Here is a 14663-nt window from a genome sequence, read left to right on the forward strand (position 1 = left end):
TCTCTCGCCCGTAGATCATGAACGTAGATTCCTCGAGATTTTCCAGCGATTAACCAGACCCACCCTGTCGTAATGGAACTCGTCGACCAACGCCCGGATGATCGGAAGACCTCTGCCGGACTCGCAGAGACCGTCCGGCATCTCGGTGTTATCGAGGTCGAGGTCTCCGCCCGGCTGCCCGGAGTCACGGAGTTCGGCGTCAATGCGGTCGGGGGCGATCGTCACGGTAAGGCTGCAGGAGATTCCGAGGCCTGCATCGGCGTGAGCTATGACATTCGCCGCAAGTTCGACCAGGGCCGTTTCGAAGCTGAAACGGTCAATCATCTCGACGTTCGGCGCAGTGGCCCAGACATCCTGCATCAGGTCCTGAACGGTGTTTATGTCGTCGGGCGGCGACGACAAATCCATGCGATGCGTGGTGACCTCAACCACGGGGAAAGGCTGCGTCAATGTCGGCATATTCGGCGAGAACACGATCCATGTTGGTGAGCTTCAGCACGAGCTGAACCTGCTCAGTCGGTGCCACCAGCCGCAGGTCTCCACCTGACTGGCGTGCAGTCTTCAGCCCAGAAATGAGAGCGCCGAGCCCCGACGAGTCGAGGAACGTCACTGAACTCAGGTCGACGGCTACCCGCGTGCTTCCGTCAGCTACCGCCGCCGCGACAACCTCGCGGAAACGCATCGCCGTCACCATGTTCAATCGGCCCGCGACGCTGAGAACGGCGACGCCGTCCCCGTGATCCGAGAGGGTGTATTCCATTAGTTGCCTTCCTTGCCCGCAAAGCCGCGATAGCGAACCGCCGGGATGATCACGCTGAGAATGACGATGTCGTAGACCACCCACGCGAGATTGACAATAGTGCCGACAGGCTCACCATCCCCGGTGATCAACCGCGTGATTCCGATAATCGAGGCGATGATGAGGACAACTCCGACTATCAGCTGGTAACGCACGAGACGCCACTGGCTCCCCGTCTCGTTCTTGGTCTTAGAGGTGACCACGAATCCGAGCGGGCGCCCGAAGAAAACGTTCGCAGCGGCCGTCGTCGTCGCCGCGATCCAGATCGGGAATAGGGCGAGGCTGTACTGCTGGCCCCTCCACGTCGACATGCCTCGACTTGAGAACAAGAAGAGCATCTGGTTGATGACGAGGAACGGGATGAAATGGTAGAAGAAATCTTCAGCCATCGTCGTCACGGGCAACACTCCGAATACGAGGAAGATCACGGGAGCGGCGAAGTAGATGATTGCCGCGTAGCCGGTGAGATACGTCCACATCGTGCTGAAGTACATGAGCCGCTGCGCGATTGAGAGGCCCTTCTGCACGAGCGGGTTCTCGCGAATGAGCACCTGCATCGTGCCCTGCGCCCAGCGCAGACGCTGGGTGAGCGACGTACCGAGGTCTTCGGGCGCGAGCCCCCACACGAGAGTCTCGTGGTGGTAAATGCTTTTCCAACCGAGGCCGTGGAGACGCATCGAGGTGGCCATGTCTTCGGTCACCGAGATCGTCGCCAGGGGCATGAGGGGCTGCGCCTCGTCGTCGCGGTCGACATCGATCGACCGGATGAGTGCCTGAATCGACTCGAGTGCACCGAGGGGGGTGAGATCACGCGATGCCAGCGACTGAACCGCGGCGTCGATGTCGCTAAACGCTCCCCAGTCCCCGTCGTCGTCACCCTGCAATTCGCGAATGGCGTCGAGGTCCCGCGCGAGCTCGTCAAGGTCGTACGAAACGACGCTGCGGGACGCGATGTCGACGCGTCGTTGCAGGTTGTAGGTGACAGTTCCGATCGGCGCGCGCCCGGCGATCGCCGTTCGCGCTTCCGCGACCGCGGACGCCACTCCGGCGAGAGCCTGCTGCGTGGCCGGATGTGCGGCATCCGCCGACCGCCTGGCTTTGCGGATGACGCGATCCGCACCCCTGAGTGCCACGGAGACCGAATGCTCGAGCTCGGTCACATAGCGTGTCACGCCGAGCATCATGAGTGCCTCACGGCGAAGCAGGGCATTTGACCCGCAGAAAAAGGCGGCGTTCCAGCCGTCCTTGCCCTGCTGCAGCGGCCCGTAGAAGAGCGGCGCGTGGCTGCCGAGCGGGTCATGTGCCGGCACATTCCAAAATTCCTGAGGAGTCTGCACGAGCGCAACTTGCTCGTCATTGAAGTGGCCGAGTGTGCGGTCGAGGATGTGCTTGCTAGGCACCTGGTCGGCGTCGAGGATGAGCATGAACTCCCCTCCCGTGGCCATGAGCGCGTTGTTGAGATTGCCCGCCTTGGCGTGCCTGGGGCGATTGCGCCACGATTCACCACGGGTGATGTAGCCGACACCGATCTCGTCAGCCACCGCCCGCATCTCATCGCGCGCCCCGTCGTCCAGAATCCAGGTCAAGTGGGGGTACGTGATATCGCGCGCCGCGATTGCGGTGCCCCTGACGAGCTCGATGTCCTCGTTGTATGTCGTAATGAACACGTCGACGGTCAGGCCGGCTGGTGCTTCTGGCGATTGCGGGCGCGTGCGCGCACGCCACATGGTCAGGCCGAAGAGAGAGACATCTATCAGGCTGTAGGTCTCGGCGGCGACCAGGGGAATCGCGATCCACCACGCGTCAAAGTTCAGCGAGAACGTCCAACGCCACAGGATGTAGTTGAGCCCCGCAGCGATCGTCAGGACCACGAGAATGCGCAGCATGAGCAATCTGCCCGAGCGCTCAAGCACGCCCGAGCGCACAGCACGTACGCTGTCGATGATCGCCACGAATGTCCCCCCGAAGTATTTCCGGCCCCCGCCGGAATTGCGTAACGTATTCGCTTTTATTACGCACTTGACACTCTACCGGCCCTCGTGCACAGGTCGTTCCACCCCTTTCGGGGCGTTGCGCAGCACAGTTTCTGACCCTCGAGACTGCACCAACGGTGGCAGGCGAGCGCGTCGACGCCCAGAGGTAGGCTTGCCCCATGGCTTCCAACGCTGACCTTTTGGTCTGGATCGACTGCGAAATGACCGGGCTCGACATCACCGTCGACGAACTGGTGGAGGTAGCAGTGGTGATCACTAATTACGATCTCGTGCCGCTCGACCCTGGATTCTCCATTGTCATCAAGCCCGACCAGACGGCGCTCGACAACATGGGCGAGTTTGTTCGCAACATGCACACCGAGAGCGGGCTTATCAACGAGATCGGCCAAGGAGTTTCCCTCGCAGATGCCGAGTATGCCGTGAACGAATACATCCTGAAGTTCGTTCCGCTGCCGAGCAGTGCTCCGCTTGCGGGAAACACGATTGGCACCGACCGCGCCTTCCTCGCCAAATACATGCCGCGCGTCGACAGCCACCTGCACTATCGAAGCGTCGACGTCTCGTCGATCAAGGAGTTGTCTCGTCGCTGGTTCCCCCGCGTGTACTTCAACGCTCCCTCCAAAGACGGCGGGCACCGGGCGCTTGCCGACATCCGTGAGTCGATCCGGGAACTCGACTACTACCGCAAGGCCGTTTTTGTGCAGGAGCCCGGGCCAACTACTGACCAGGTGCAGGCAATCTCGGCTGAGGTCGTGCAGGAATTCGCTCAGCGTCTCTAGCCGGTTTTTTGATTTGCCTGACAGGCCTTAGACTTGTCAGGTTGCTCGGCACGAATAGTGCAGGGCATTGCATGGTGGGCGTAGCTCAGTTGGCAGAGCGCTGGCTTGTGGAGCCGGATGTCGCGGGTTCGAGCCCCGTCGTTCACCCCATCGGAAACGGTCTGACCCAGGTCAGGCCGTTTCTTTTTTCTCCGGGAGGTTTGGATGTCGATTCCCACCCTCGAGCGTGAGACCGACCTCGATGCGGCACAGCAGCCCGACACACCCTGGGTCACGATTGTGTGGAACGATCCGGTCAACCTGCAGACCTACGTCTCCTACGTGTTCCGCACCTACTTTGGCCACCCTCGCGCCGAGGCGGAACGGCTGATGCTGCTCGTCCACAACGAGGGCAGGGCGGTTGTTGCCTCAGGAGGCAGAGAAGAGATGGAGCGCCACGTCGAGGCCATGCACGACTTCGGTTTGTGGGCAACGCTGACGCGGGATGGCTCGTGAGACCCTTCGAGATCCGCGGCACCGTCATCGTCGCGACACTTCATGAGGTCGAGTCCGAGATGCTGTGCCAGCTCGCCGGCCAGCTCGCCGAATTGCTGGGCGACAGGGCGAGGACAGACCGCAGCGACTCCCCCGCGGGTTCCGCCGCCGCGCTGCTGGCGCAATTGGGCATCGGCGGCTCTGCCTCTGCTCCCCTGGATCCGGCCCTGGCCCGCCTGCTTCCCGATGCATACCGCAATGACCACACGGCGGCCTCTGAGCATCGTCAACTCACCGAGCTGGGACTCGTGGACCGTAAGATCGCCAACGCCGAGGCCGTCGTGGCAAGTCTCACCAACGATCCTGTCGAACTGACCGACGCCATCGCTCAATCGTGGCTCCGGACACTTACCGACCTCAGGCTCACCCTCGCGGCACGGCTGCATATCGAGGACGACGGAGATGAGGGCACCGGCGATGACGCCATGCTGGACGTGTACGACTGGCTCGGCTACCTGCAAGGAACTCTGTTGGAAACGATCGAGCACCGCGAGGTGAATGGTGAACTCTGATGAGCTCGACGCTGAGCAGTTCGAGAGGCTGGTCATAGACGAGCTCGATCTGCTTCCTGACGACATGGTCGATGGCCTCGAAAATGTGATCTTCGTCACGGAGGATCGTCCCGAGGATGGGTCGCTCGACATACTCGGGCTCTACGACGGGGTGGCGCTCACGGAGCGGGGAAACTACGGTTTCGGTGAATTGCCGGATCGAATCATCCTGTATCGCGAATCGTTACTCAATCTTTGTTCCAGCATCGACGAGCTGAAAGAGCAGGTGCACGTCACGCTCGTGCATGAGATAGCCCACTTTTACGGGATCGACGACGCCCAGTTGCACGACCTCGGCTGGGGTTGATGGGCGCGTAGCTTGCCCGGCGCCCGCCGGGGCAACGTAGGATTCGAGAAGTTGGTTTTGATCAGGAGGCACCGTGTTTTCGACACAGCGAGCGACATCGGTCGTGCTGTCTGCGGCAATCGTCGTGGGGCTTGGCGGCTGCTCACTCATTGAGCCTCAGGGCACCGTCGTGCCCCTGACCGGCCTTGCCGCCTGCGCACAGGGCAACACCTGGAATCTTGATATGACCAAGCTTGCCGAAACGGTAAAAGCCAACATCGCCGCCCAGGGATTCGGGGTCGAAATAACCACCGCTGGCAAGCAGGTGATGGTCTGGGATATCGATGGCGCCGTGGTGATCGACTCTGACTACACCCTGACGATCACCTCAGCCCCGGCTCCTGAGCAGGTGCAAACTGTCACCACAACTCACGTCGGCAAAGCCACCGGCGCCTCGTACATCACCGAAAATATCGCCATCCCACGCGACTGGGATGCGACAGGTACCGTCATCAAGACTGTCGGCGACCTCGACGGCACGCCGATCGATCCCGTTCCGTTCTCCGTGCTCAATGCTGACCTCAACGATTCGGTGGGCGTCGAACTTACCTGCGACGGTGAAACACTCACCACCCACCCTCGAGGCAGCTCGATCACGCAGACCTGGACCAAGGGCTAAACGGGTTCACTGCGTGTGACGGGTGGCGCGGCGAACGCTCCCGAGGGCCTCGATCGTGTCGGTGCCGTCGACCCGCAGCGTTGAAAGCCGACGAGGATTCTCTCGGGAAATGAAAAGCTCCTCCTGTGCTGCCCAGCGATCCCAATAGGGCGCGTACGCGTCGCCATCTCGCTCCAATGCCCGCACCTTGCGAGTTGCGTCATCCAGCTCGACCCACACCGCGACATCCACCAGCGGCCGTGACGTGCTGCTGATGGCCCCGACTCCTTCAATGATGATCGGAGCGGATGCGTCGAGCTGATGCCAGGCGCCCGGCGCCCCTGCCGCCCAGTCCCAGGCTCGCCAGCGCAATGTGGTGAGGATCGAGGCGACCACCCTGCTCCCCTCGTCCAGCCCATCCCAGCCCGGATAGAGGTCGTCGAGCCTCACCAGCTGGGATCCCGGCCAGCCGTCCGCGAGCGCGCGCGCCAGCTCCGTCTTGCCGGAACCGGACCGACCGTCAATGAGCACCCGAGTCGCCGGCCCGCCGGTCGAGAAGCTACGGGCCGACAATGAAGTTCCACCGCCCCGACAGCACTGCTGCGGCGATCGCCACCAGCCCGATCGACAGGCCCGCTGCCATAACGAGCCACTCCCGCGACCCCCACGGCGATTCCCTCGCCCACGTCCGTTGAGCGGGGGCACCGAAGCCGCGTGCCTCCATGGCCGTTGCCAGAGCACTCCCGCGGCGGATGGACAACACGAACAGCGCGAAGGCCTGACCTGCGATGCGCCGGATGCGCCCGGTGTCTGCAACCCCTCGAGCCCGGCGCGCGAGCTCGAGCGATCGCCAGTCCTCCATGAAGAGTGGGACGAGGCGCATCCCGGCAAGAGCGCCGAGTACGAATCGGGCCGGCAACTTCGCGCGCTGGGCGAGACCGTCGGCGAGGTCAGTGGGGTCGATGCTCACGAACAGCACCACTGCCGGGAGCCCGATCGCCAACACCCTCAGCACCGTCGCGATCGCGAGGGTGATCGATCCATCACTCACGCGAGCGAGGGCGAACTCGAAGTAGATGGCTCCGTCGGTCTGGCCGTACAGCGCGATCGTGACACCAGTGAGCGGAGCTGCGATCCACACCGGCAGGGTGCGCAGCCAGAACACTCTCGCTTTCATGCGGATGAAGGCGAACACGACAAATTCGAGCGCCAGCGCCACCGTCGCAGACACCCAGTCGATGGTCAGCACGAGGCAGATGGCGAGCAACAGTGCGGCAGCGAGCTTGGCCACCGGGTTTACGGTGGTCATGAGAGTGTCACCGTGGCGTCGGCAAGGGCATCCACCAGATCCAGGTCATGGGTGATTGTCACAACGGCCGTGCCGTCGTCGACGAGACCGGCGAGCAGCGCAACGAGTTCGCTCCAGGTACGCGAATCCTGTCCGAAGGTCGGTTCGTCGAGCACCAGCACCCTGGGTCTGGTTGCCAAAGCTGTGGCAACACTCAACCGGCGTTTCTCGCCGCCAGACAGAGTGAACGGGTTTGCCTCGGCAAGCGACGCGAGCCGAAGGCGGTCGAGCAGTTCGGACACTCGCGTACGGGTCTCGCTGTCCGACAGACCGAGAGCTTTCGGACCCACCTCGAGTTCGGCGCGCACCGTCGCGGCGATGAACTGGTGCTCCGGCTGTTGGAACACCGTGCCGATGCGCGTCAACAGCTGCCGTGATCGCCACTTGATTGGATGCGGCCCCGCGTCGCCTGCCAGTTCAGCGCCCGCGACGACCTCGCCACCCACCGGCGGCAGCAGCCCCGCCAGGGTGAGCCCCAGCGTCGACTTTCCGGCGCCGTTCGGGCCCGTGATCGCCAGAGTGGCACCGCCGCACACGCGCAGGTCGATCCCCTCCTGCACCGCCATGCGTGACCGCCCCACACTGAGTTCACGCGTCTCGAGCATGAGCTGTTCAGCAGCCCTGTGCCGTCGCGCTGGACGTGCTGGTGGATGCCCGGCAACCCAGACCCCACCGGCGGCGAGTTCTGCACCCCGGGCTCCCAGCACGGAGCCTGGGTCACCATCGGCGATCGCCCCTCCACCGGTCTCCAGGACGACCACCCGATCCACGACGCCCTGCCAGACCGCCACGCGGTGTTCGATCACGATGAGGGTTGCACCGGTCAATTGCGCCACCCGCACCACAGCGTCTCTGACCTCGGTCACACCCTGTGGGTCGAGATTGGCGGTGGGCTCATCGAGCAAAATCAGCCCCGGCTGCATTGCGATGACCCCGGCGAGCGCCAGCCGCTGCTTCTGCCCTCCCGACAGCGCCGAGGTCGAGCGGTCGAGCGCAACGTCGAGCCCCACGGCGTCGAGCGCTTCATGGACGCGCCGCCACGTCTCGTCCCGCTGCACGCCGAGGTTCTCGCAACCGAATGCCACGTCGTCGCCGACTCTGGCGAGAATCAGCTGGCTGTCCGGATCCTGCAGCACGAGCCCGGCACGACCGGGCGCCGGCGGCCGCCCATCGACGAGCATGGTGCCTTCGCGCTCACCCTCATCGTCGGCGAGCACGCCGGCGAGTGCCTGAAGCAGGGTCGACTTGCCCGCGCCGGATTGCCCGAGGAGCAACACGCGCTCCCCCGGTTCGATGGTGAGGTTCAGGTCGCGGAGAGCCCAGGCGAGCCTGCCCGCATGGCGCCACCCCCACCCGGTGATGGTGACGCCAGCGGGGACAACGACGCTCAGACCCGTTTCGCGATCTCGCGCCCGGCCGCGAATCGATGGAGAGCGCCGGTGCGGGCAAGACCGCGCATGGCCAGCCACGACAACAGCCCGGCGATCAGTGCACCACCCACCATGGCTGAAATTGTGTAGACCATGACGAACGGGGTGTCTGAACCGGGGTACCAGAGCGTAAGGTCGGTGACGGCCATGCCCAGGCCAGCCCCGACTCCGGCAAGGATCGCGACACCCACCCGCCAGTTTGTGTAGAGGAAGATCGCGAAGACCAGCTCGGCACCGAGCCCCTGCACCGCTCCGCTGACCAGGGTGAGTGGGCCCCACTGGTTGCCGATGAGAGCAGACACTGTCGCCGCGACCATCTCGCCGTACAGCGCGGCTCCCGGCTTGCGCACGACGATGGCGGTCAGCACTCCGGCGAACAGCCAGAAGCCGCCGCCAAGTGCCTGAAGGCCGGGCAGTAGCGCGGCGAGGGGGTCGGTCACCGGGTTGGATGCGACGTTCCATGCGACGAAGACGAGTCCGCTAGCGACGCCGATAACGCTCGCCACGACGATGTCAACGACCCGCCAGCGGAATCGGGAGGGCGTGGTTGTAGCCGGTGGTGTTGTCAGAGTGGTTGTCATTTCGTGCCTTTCGATTGAAATGGCACGGGTTTCGAGATTGCCTCCCTGCGCTGGCATGATCCAGATCAGGTTCGACGGTCGAAGCTTGGAGAAGCTTCCTCTCAGCCCGGCTCACCGGACTCCCGTGTTCAGCAACCATCCTATGCCGAGCAGAAGCAGACGGTGACGCTACTTCTGAGCGCTCTCTGCCCCCGCGAGCCGCTGGGCGAAGTAGATCGGGACGATCGACACCAGCACCAGCACCACCGCGATCACGTTGACAATGGGTGCCTGGTTTGGCCGGAACAGGTTGTTGAGAATCCAGATGGGCAGTGTCGACATCCCCGGCCCGGCCGTAAACGTCGTCACGATGATCTCGTCGAATGACAGGGCGAATGCCAGCAGGCCACCCGCGAGCAGCGCCGAGCGGATCTGCGGGAAGGTAACGAGCCTGAACGTTGTCCAGATGCCGGCGCCCAGGTCAGCTGATGCCTCCTCCAGCGATGTACCCGTGCGGCGAAGCCGTGCGATGACGTTGTTGAACACTGTCACGATGCAGAACGTCGAGTGAGCGATGACGATGGTGACGAAGCCGAGTTGCACATCGATGATGGTGCGAAAGAAGTTGTTGAGCGCGATGCCAGTGACGATGCCGGGCAATGCGATGGGCAGGATCACGAGCAGGCTCACGGCATCCCTGCCGAAGAAGGTGAAGCGCTGCAGTGCCAGCGAGATGAGGGTGCCGAGCACGAGCGCGATCGCGGTAGACACGACGGCGATCTGCACGCTGGTACCGATCGCCTCCATGGCTCCCGCATTCTGGAACGCTTTTCCCCACCATTCGAGGGTGAAGCCCGGCGGGGGCCACGTGAGGTTCTTGCTGGTGGAGAAAGAGTTCACAAAGACCACGAGCAGCGGAAGATAGACAATAGCCAGCACGACACCCGTGACGACCCCGAGCGAGATTCGTGCGGTTCGACTCAAACGCATCGCTGCTCCTAGAGGCTTTCGAGCGCGCCGCTGCGGCGGGCTGCGGTCAGATATACGACCATGATGGCGATCGGGATGGTGGCGATTGCCGCGGCCAGCGGCAGGTTGTTCGCTGCCCCAACGTTGGTGAAAACGAGGTTGCCCAGCAACTGGTTCGCACCGCCGACGATGTTCACGGTGATGTAGTCGCCCAGCGACAGCGAGAAGCTAAAGATGGACCCGGCGATGATCGCGGGCCAGAGCATGGGCAACACGATGCTCACGAGCGTCCGTCCGGTCTTCGCGCCAAGATCGCTCGAGGCTTCGAGCAGGGAGTCTGGCACGCGCTCGAGGCCCGCGTAGATCGGCAGAATCACGTATGGCAGCCAGAGGTACGACAGGGTGATGACGATTGCGGGGATGCCGTACCCCGGGGTCTGGCCACCGAACGGTGACAACAACCATTCGAGCAACCCGCCCTCGGACAACACGGAGCGCCACGCGTACGCCTTCACAAGGTAGCTCGCCCAGAGCGGCATCAGGACGGCGATCACCAGGATGCGCCGCAGTCGGGGGCTGGCGACTTTCGCCATGAAGAACGCAATGGGAAGCGCGATCACGATGTCGACGATGGTCACGAGCAACGCAATCCCTACTGTGCGCAGGGTGACCGCCTGGTACACGGCCCCCGTGAACACCGTGACGAAATTATCCAGTGTCCAGGTCGTCGACACCTCGCCCGTAAAGGAGTCAACCGACCAGAACGCTGTGACGAGCAACGCGGCAAGCGCCACGATGTACACGAGACCCAGCCACAACAGGGGCGCAGACAGCAGCAGTCCCAATCGTGCCCTGGCGTGTTGGCTCAGGAATACCGAGACCCTTCGCGCCGGGGTGTGGCGATGTGGCGGGATTCCCGCCCTCTCGATGAGCGGCGAAGCCGCGTTGCTCGTCATGCGTGAATCAGCCCTTAATCTCCGACCACGCGGTTGCCCACGCGGAGTAATCGGTGCACTTCACGTCGGTACGGCCATCGAGGCAGTCCGCTATCGGAGTCGACCAGTACCAGATCTGCGATGCGTAGTCGGCGTCGCCGGCGTGGAAGGCTTCGCAGTCATCGCGGAAGTCACACGCCGCGATGCTGGACGGCGCCTCGCCGAAGTACGCGGTTGCCTGCGCATTGGCTTCGGGGCTGGCGATGTAGTCGAGCCACGCGTATGCGCAGTTCGGGCTCTTCGCTTTCGACGCGATCATCCAGGTGTCGGACCACCCGGTGGCGCCTTCTTTCGGAAGCACGACCTCGGTGTTTCCCGTGGAGACGGAGTTCTGGATCACCTGCCATGTGGTGCCCACCACCGAGTTGCCGGTCTCGAATGCCTGAATCTCCTTCAGATAGTCACTCCAGTACTCGCCGACGGAGGCGCGCTGCGTCTTCAGAAGGTCCACTGCAGCGGCGAGCTGAGTTTCGTCCAGCGAGTAGGGGTTGGTGATGCCGAGATCGGGCTGGGTCGCCATCAGATAGACAGCCGCATCCGCGATGTAGATGGGCGAGTCGTACGCAGTCACCTTGCCGGCATTCGCTGCAGCGTCGTCGAAGACGGCGCTCCATGAGTCGAGACCGTCAGGGAAAACGTCCGTGTTGTACATGAGGAGGTTGGCGCCGTAGCCGTGCGGGATTCCGTAGCTGACCCCGTCCACGCTGTTCCACGACTTCTCCTTGAGGAAGTCGAAGATGCCGTCGTAGTTCTCGAGTAGATCGGTGTTGACCGGAGCAACCTCGCCGGATGCCACCAGGCGCAGGCTCGCGTCGCCGGACGCCGCGATGACGTCGTATCCGCCGGTCTTCATGAGGTTGAATGCCTCATCCGACGTGCCGTACGTCTTGCTGCTGACGGTGCATCCGGTCTGCTCCTCGAAGGCGGACACCCAGTCGACTGTCGGGTCGTTGGAACCGTCTTCGACATATCCGGGCCACGCGAGGATGGAGACGCTGCCCTCGAAGTCCCCGAGCTCGTCGGCGGCACTACCGCCGTCGCTCGAGCCCGAGGTGGTGCCACAGGCGGTAAGAACCGCAACCGAGGCGATGGCAAGGCCGGTGAAAATCGCCGACCTTCGTGCTGTGTTGTTCATTGCTGCTCCTTGTACTGACTGGATTTTCGGATCAGGCGGGGATCGGGGCGAGCGAGACGACGTCGGTTCTTGCGAACTCTGCCCTCACCTTCTGGCCCCGGCGGTCATTCCCGGACAGGGATGACACGTTTTGCTCGAGCACGCTGAGCTGCTGGCCCGACGCCAGCGTCACTAGCAGTCGCGTGCTCGTACCGAGATAGATGACTTCCGAGATCGTTCCGTCGAGGCTCACAGTGCCTTCCGGCACGGCTGAGCCTGCCCCCGCGAGCGTGATTTTCTCTGGGCGGATCGAATTCGTGCCCGGAACTCCGAGCACCTCTCGGGATCTGTTCTCGTCGAAGATGTTTGAGGTGCCCACGAAGGACGCGACGAAGCTGGACTGGGGTCGCTCGTAGATCTCGGTCGGCGTTCCGAGCTGCTCAATCCGCCCCTTGTTGAACACCGCGATGCGGTCGCTCAGCGTGAGCGCCTCCTCCTGGTCATGAGTGACGAAGATGAAGGTGATTCCGAGAGAGCGCTGCAGTTCTTTCAATTCGACCTGCATCTGTTCGCGCAGCTTCAGGTCAAGCGCGCCGAGGGGTTCGTCCAGCAGAAGCACTTTGGGCTGCACGACGGTTGCCCGCGCGAGCGCGACCCGCTGCCGCTGGCCGCCGGAGAGCTGGCTCGGTTTCCTGTCCCCAAAACCCCCGAGGGCGACCGACTCGAGGGATGCCGCTGCGCGCTCGAGGCGCTCCTTCTTGCCCATCCCCCGCACCCGGAGCCCGTAGGCCACGTTCTCGCGCACCGTCATGTGGGGAAAGAGTGCGTAGTCCTGAAAGACGGTGTTGACGTCGCGGTCGAAGGGTGAGCGGTTCGTGACGTCGTGACCCTGGAGCTCGATGGTGCCGGCGCTGGGCATCTCGAAGCCAGCTATGAGCCGCAATACCGTGGTTTTTCCCGATCCCGACGGGCCCAGCATTGAGAAAAATTCGCCCTCGGCGATGTCGAGGTCGAGGTTGTCGACGGCGTTCACCGAGCCGAATGCCTTGCTCAATGCTGTGAGTCGAATCGCGGGTGTCGCTGTTGTCACGCCGGGCCTCCCTGCCGTTCTGTATAAATCATATGGAAGCAGATGTCTTAATCATTCCCGGGATGTTACGGTCGTGTCACGAATCGATCATTCGAGGAGACCGTGCCTACGCCCCATCGCCCCGCTACAGCTGCACGTGCCGCCGTTTTCGCGCCACTTGCCGGTGGTGGGCGCGCAGAACTCGTGGCGCAACGCCTCACCGACGCGATCGAGCTGGGCCTCCTTTCCCATGGCGAGAAGCTTCCGAGCGAAGCGGACATGGCGCGTCAGTTCGGCGTGGCGACCGTGACGGCTCGCGAGGCGCTCGAAGCCCTTCGATCCCGCGGACTGGTCGAAACGCGACGGGGCCGAGACGGAGGAAGCTTCGTGACGTCGGGCGCTCAGGCCCGATCCGGGATCGCGGCTCGCGTGGAGGCACTCTCCAGAGTCGAGATTCGCGACATGGCCGCCTATTACTCCGCCATCGCCACGATGGCCGCTGAGCTTGCCGCCGACCGCGCGACAGCGGACGATGTCGCCCACCTGCGAGAGCTTGTCACGGCAACCGATATCGAAAGCGACGCGTCCTCCCGTCGGGGCGAGGCCGCCTTCCGACTCGAGATCGCAGCACTGTCGCAATCGGCGCGACTGGTGGCAGAAGAGTTGCGGCTGCAGGCGGAGTTCGCTCCGCTGTTGTGGCTGAGCCTGAAGGAACAGCCCCATCGCGACCTCAGCAGGGAATCGCACCTCGCCGTTGTGGCTGCCATCGAAGAATTCGATGGAGGATTGGCCAGACAGCTCACCGCGCGGCACATCATGCACTCCGTAGAGTGGCTGCTGGAGGCGAAAGGATGATCGTGGAACGTGTTGACGACGTAGCGGCGACCGCTATGAGCGACGTCTTCGATTCCGTATTCGCCCTGATCGACGACTGGCGGGCAGCGGTCGGGCATGCGCTGGTCGAACGCAACGGCGTGGTCACCGCAGCAGAGATCGATCACATCACCGGGCAACTCGTCGTACCCCGCCTCTCTCACCATAAGGCCCTGATCATCGGCGGAGGTTTTGTCGCGGCGCGAGGATTCCTTGCTGACACCGACTGGCACCTGGCGTGGTGGCTGGGCAGCGGCAATACCTTCCGTGCGGAACCGGACAATCCGATCCCCCGTCGCCTGCAGGCGGAAGAGGATCCCACCTCTGACACGTTCCGCGACTACACGGCCCTCGAATGGTGGCGAGTACCTGCCGCGACCATGGCGCGCCACATCACCGGGCCCTACGTCGACTACCTCTGCACCGACGAGTACACCCTCACCCTCACGATGCCGGTCAGCTTCCGCGGCGCGATGGTCGGTGTAGTGGGAGCAGACCTTTTCGTCAGCGATGTCGAACGAGCCCTGCTGCCAGCGCTGCGTTCGATCGGAGCGCCCGCCACCCTCATCAACGCCTCCCGTCGCATCGTCGTATCGACAGACCCACACCGGCCGACCGGCACGATCCTGCGCGAGCACGTGGGCACCGCAGAACTGGCCTGCGGCGACACCGGCCTGCTGCTCGTCGTCGATTGAGCCATCGGT

Annotated in this window: 18 protein-coding genes, 1 tRNA gene and 1 riboswitch; of the genes, 8 read left to right on the top strand and 11 right to left on the bottom strand. The window is 63.5% G+C overall.

The features are described 5' to 3' along the window. Positions 1-15: 15 nt before the first annotated feature. From QMG83_RS10080 to QMG83_RS10090, 3 genes are read right to left on the bottom strand one after another with little or no spacing between them, the layout of a single operon-like run. A complete protein-coding gene (locus QMG83_RS10080) occupies positions 16-432 on the bottom strand; it encodes an ATP-binding protein (RefSeq protein ID WP_283505228.1) in 417 nt (138 codons plus the stop codon). After that, positions 425-760: an STAS domain-containing protein gene (locus QMG83_RS10085; protein ID WP_283505229.1), complete on the bottom strand. Its 336-nt coding sequence runs from the start codon at positions 758-760 to the stop codon at positions 425-427. The genes QMG83_RS10080 and QMG83_RS10085 overlap by 8 nt, the downstream gene beginning before the upstream one ends. After that, positions 760-2685: a glycosyltransferase family 2 protein gene (locus QMG83_RS10090; RefSeq protein ID WP_283505559.1), complete on the bottom strand. Its 1926-nt coding sequence runs from the start codon at positions 2683-2685 to the stop codon at positions 760-762. Before QMG83_RS10090 ends, QMG83_RS10085 begins: the two co-directional genes overlap by 1 nt. Positions 2686-2951: 266 nt before the next feature. On the opposite strand from QMG83_RS10090, the gene orn reads away from it, so the two are divergent. From orn to QMG83_RS10120, 6 genes are all read left to right on the top strand, one after another. Beyond that, a complete protein-coding gene (gene orn, locus QMG83_RS10095; RefSeq protein ID WP_283505230.1) occupies positions 2952-3572 on the top strand; it encodes an oligoribonuclease in 621 nt (206 codons plus the stop codon). Positions 3573-3646: 74 nt separating this feature from the next. Next, a tRNA-His gene (locus QMG83_RS10100) sits at positions 3647-3722 on the top strand. Between the two features lie 54 nt (positions 3723-3776). Continuing rightward, on the top strand, positions 3777-4067 hold the full coding sequence (gene clpS, locus QMG83_RS10105) for an ATP-dependent Clp protease adapter ClpS (RefSeq protein ID WP_283505231.1): 291 nt from the start codon (positions 3777-3779) through the stop codon (positions 4065-4067). After that, the gene (locus QMG83_RS10110; protein ID WP_283505232.1) at positions 4064-4618 is read left to right on the top strand and encodes a DUF2017 domain-containing protein; all 555 of its coding nucleotides are present in this window, start codon (positions 4064-4066) and stop codon (positions 4616-4618) included. The genes clpS and QMG83_RS10110 overlap by 4 nt, the downstream gene beginning before the upstream one ends. Further along, positions 4605-4964, top strand: coding sequence for a metallopeptidase family protein (locus QMG83_RS10115; protein WP_283505233.1), 360 nt, complete (start codon positions 4605-4607; stop codon positions 4962-4964). The genes QMG83_RS10110 and QMG83_RS10115 overlap by 14 nt, the downstream gene beginning before the upstream one ends. A 73-nt stretch (positions 4965-5037) precedes the next feature. Continuing rightward, positions 5038-5622, top strand: coding sequence for a hypothetical protein (locus QMG83_RS10120; protein WP_283505234.1), 585 nt, complete (start codon positions 5038-5040; stop codon positions 5620-5622). Positions 5623-5628: 6 nt separating this feature from the next. Here the strand turns inward: QMG83_RS10120 and QMG83_RS10125 are convergent, their stop codons facing one another. From QMG83_RS10125 to QMG83_RS10160, 8 genes are all read right to left on the bottom strand, one after another. Further along, positions 5629-6174: a nucleoside/nucleotide kinase family protein gene (locus QMG83_RS10125; protein ID WP_283505235.1), complete on the bottom strand. Its 546-nt coding sequence runs from the start codon at positions 6172-6174 to the stop codon at positions 5629-5631. Then, on the bottom strand, positions 6161-6910 hold the full coding sequence (locus QMG83_RS10130; protein WP_283505236.1) for an energy-coupling factor transporter transmembrane component T family protein: 750 nt from the start codon (positions 6908-6910) through the stop codon (positions 6161-6163). The genes QMG83_RS10125 and QMG83_RS10130 overlap by 14 nt, the downstream gene beginning before the upstream one ends. Further along, positions 6907-8373 carry an ABC transporter ATP-binding protein gene (locus tag QMG83_RS10135; protein ID WP_502949032.1) on the bottom strand — a complete coding sequence of 489 codons (1467 nt, stop codon included), beginning with the start codon at positions 8371-8373 and terminating at the stop codon, positions 6907-6909. Before QMG83_RS10135 ends, QMG83_RS10130 begins: the two co-directional genes overlap by 4 nt. Beyond that, complete coding sequence (locus QMG83_RS10140) at positions 8337-8960, bottom strand: ECF transporter S component (RefSeq protein WP_283505237.1); 624 nt, start codon at positions 8958-8960, stop codon at positions 8337-8339. Before QMG83_RS10140 ends, QMG83_RS10135 begins: the two co-directional genes overlap by 37 nt. Positions 8961-8985: 25 nt before the next feature. Further along, positions 8986-9096: riboswitch (TPP riboswitch) on the bottom strand. Between the two features lie 32 nt (positions 9097-9128). Further along, positions 9129-9929, bottom strand: a complete 801-nt coding sequence (locus QMG83_RS10145) for an ABC transporter permease (RefSeq protein ID WP_283505238.1) — start codon at positions 9927-9929, stop codon at positions 9129-9131. Between the two features lie 8 nt (positions 9930-9937). Beyond that, positions 9938-10864 (bottom strand): ABC transporter permease, encoded by a 927-nt coding sequence (locus tag QMG83_RS10150; RefSeq protein ID WP_283505239.1) that lies wholly within the window; start codon positions 10862-10864, stop codon positions 9938-9940. 7 nt (positions 10865-10871) lie between these two features. Continuing rightward, positions 10872-12038: an extracellular solute-binding protein gene (locus QMG83_RS10155; protein WP_283505240.1), complete on the bottom strand. Its 1167-nt coding sequence runs from the start codon at positions 12036-12038 to the stop codon at positions 10872-10874. Between the two features lie 31 nt (positions 12039-12069). Next, positions 12070-13107, bottom strand: a complete 1038-nt coding sequence (locus tag QMG83_RS10160; protein WP_283505241.1) for an ABC transporter ATP-binding protein — start codon at positions 13105-13107, stop codon at positions 12070-12072. A 102-nt stretch (positions 13108-13209) separates the two neighbouring features. Here QMG83_RS10160 and QMG83_RS10165 point away from each other — a divergent pair, with 102 nt between their 5' ends. Together QMG83_RS10165 and QMG83_RS10170 are read left to right on the top strand one after the other, a co-directional pair. Next, complete coding sequence (locus tag QMG83_RS10165) at positions 13210-13941, top strand: FadR/GntR family transcriptional regulator (protein ID WP_283505242.1); 732 nt, start codon at positions 13210-13212, stop codon at positions 13939-13941. Positions 13942-13943: 2 nt separating this feature from the next. Beyond that, on the top strand, positions 13944-14654 hold the full coding sequence (locus tag QMG83_RS10170; RefSeq protein ID WP_283505243.1) for a cache domain-containing protein: 711 nt from the start codon (positions 13944-13946) through the stop codon (positions 14652-14654). Positions 14655-14663 lie beyond the last annotated feature (9 nt).

The organism is Salinibacterium sp. G-O1 (assembly GCF_030063305.1).
GTDB lineage: Bacteria > Actinomycetota > Actinomycetes > Actinomycetales > Microbacteriaceae > Rhodoglobus.

What these genes read in the sequence shown, in the direction of transcription:
- QMG83_RS10085 (WP_283505229.1), bottom strand. Translation starts at nt 760, where the DNA reads ATGGAATACACCCTCTCGGATCACGGGGACGGCGTCGCCGTTCTCAGC.
- QMG83_RS10090 (WP_283505559.1), bottom strand. Translation starts at nt 2,685, where the DNA reads ATGCTGCGCATTCTCGTGGTCCTGACGATCGCTGCGGGGCTCAACTAC.
- orn (WP_283505230.1), top strand. Translation starts at nt 2,952, where the DNA reads ATGGCTTCCAACGCTGACCTTTTGGTCTGGATCGACTGCGAAATGACC.
- clpS (WP_283505231.1), top strand. Translation starts at nt 3,777, where the DNA reads ATGTCGATTCCCACCCTCGAGCGTGAGACCGACCTCGATGCGGCACAG.
- QMG83_RS10115 (WP_283505233.1), top strand. Translation starts at nt 4,605, where the DNA reads ATGGTGAACTCTGATGAGCTCGACGCTGAGCAGTTCGAGAGGCTGGTC.
- QMG83_RS10130 (WP_283505236.1), bottom strand. Translation starts at nt 6,910, where the DNA reads ATGACCACCGTAAACCCGGTGGCCAAGCTCGCTGCCGCACTGTTGCTC.
- QMG83_RS10140 (WP_283505237.1), bottom strand. Translation starts at nt 8,960, where the DNA reads ATGACAACCACTCTGACAACACCACCGGCTACAACCACGCCCTCCCGA.
- QMG83_RS10145 (WP_283505238.1), bottom strand. Translation starts at nt 9,929, where the DNA reads ATGCGTTTGAGTCGAACCGCACGAATCTCGCTCGGGGTCGTCACGGGT.
- QMG83_RS10150 (WP_283505239.1), bottom strand. Translation starts at nt 10,864, where the DNA reads ATGACGAGCAACGCGGCTTCGCCGCTCATCGAGAGGGCGGGAATCCCG.
- QMG83_RS10155 (WP_283505240.1), bottom strand. Translation starts at nt 12,038, where the DNA reads ATGAACAACACAGCACGAAGGTCGGCGATTTTCACCGGCCTTGCCATC.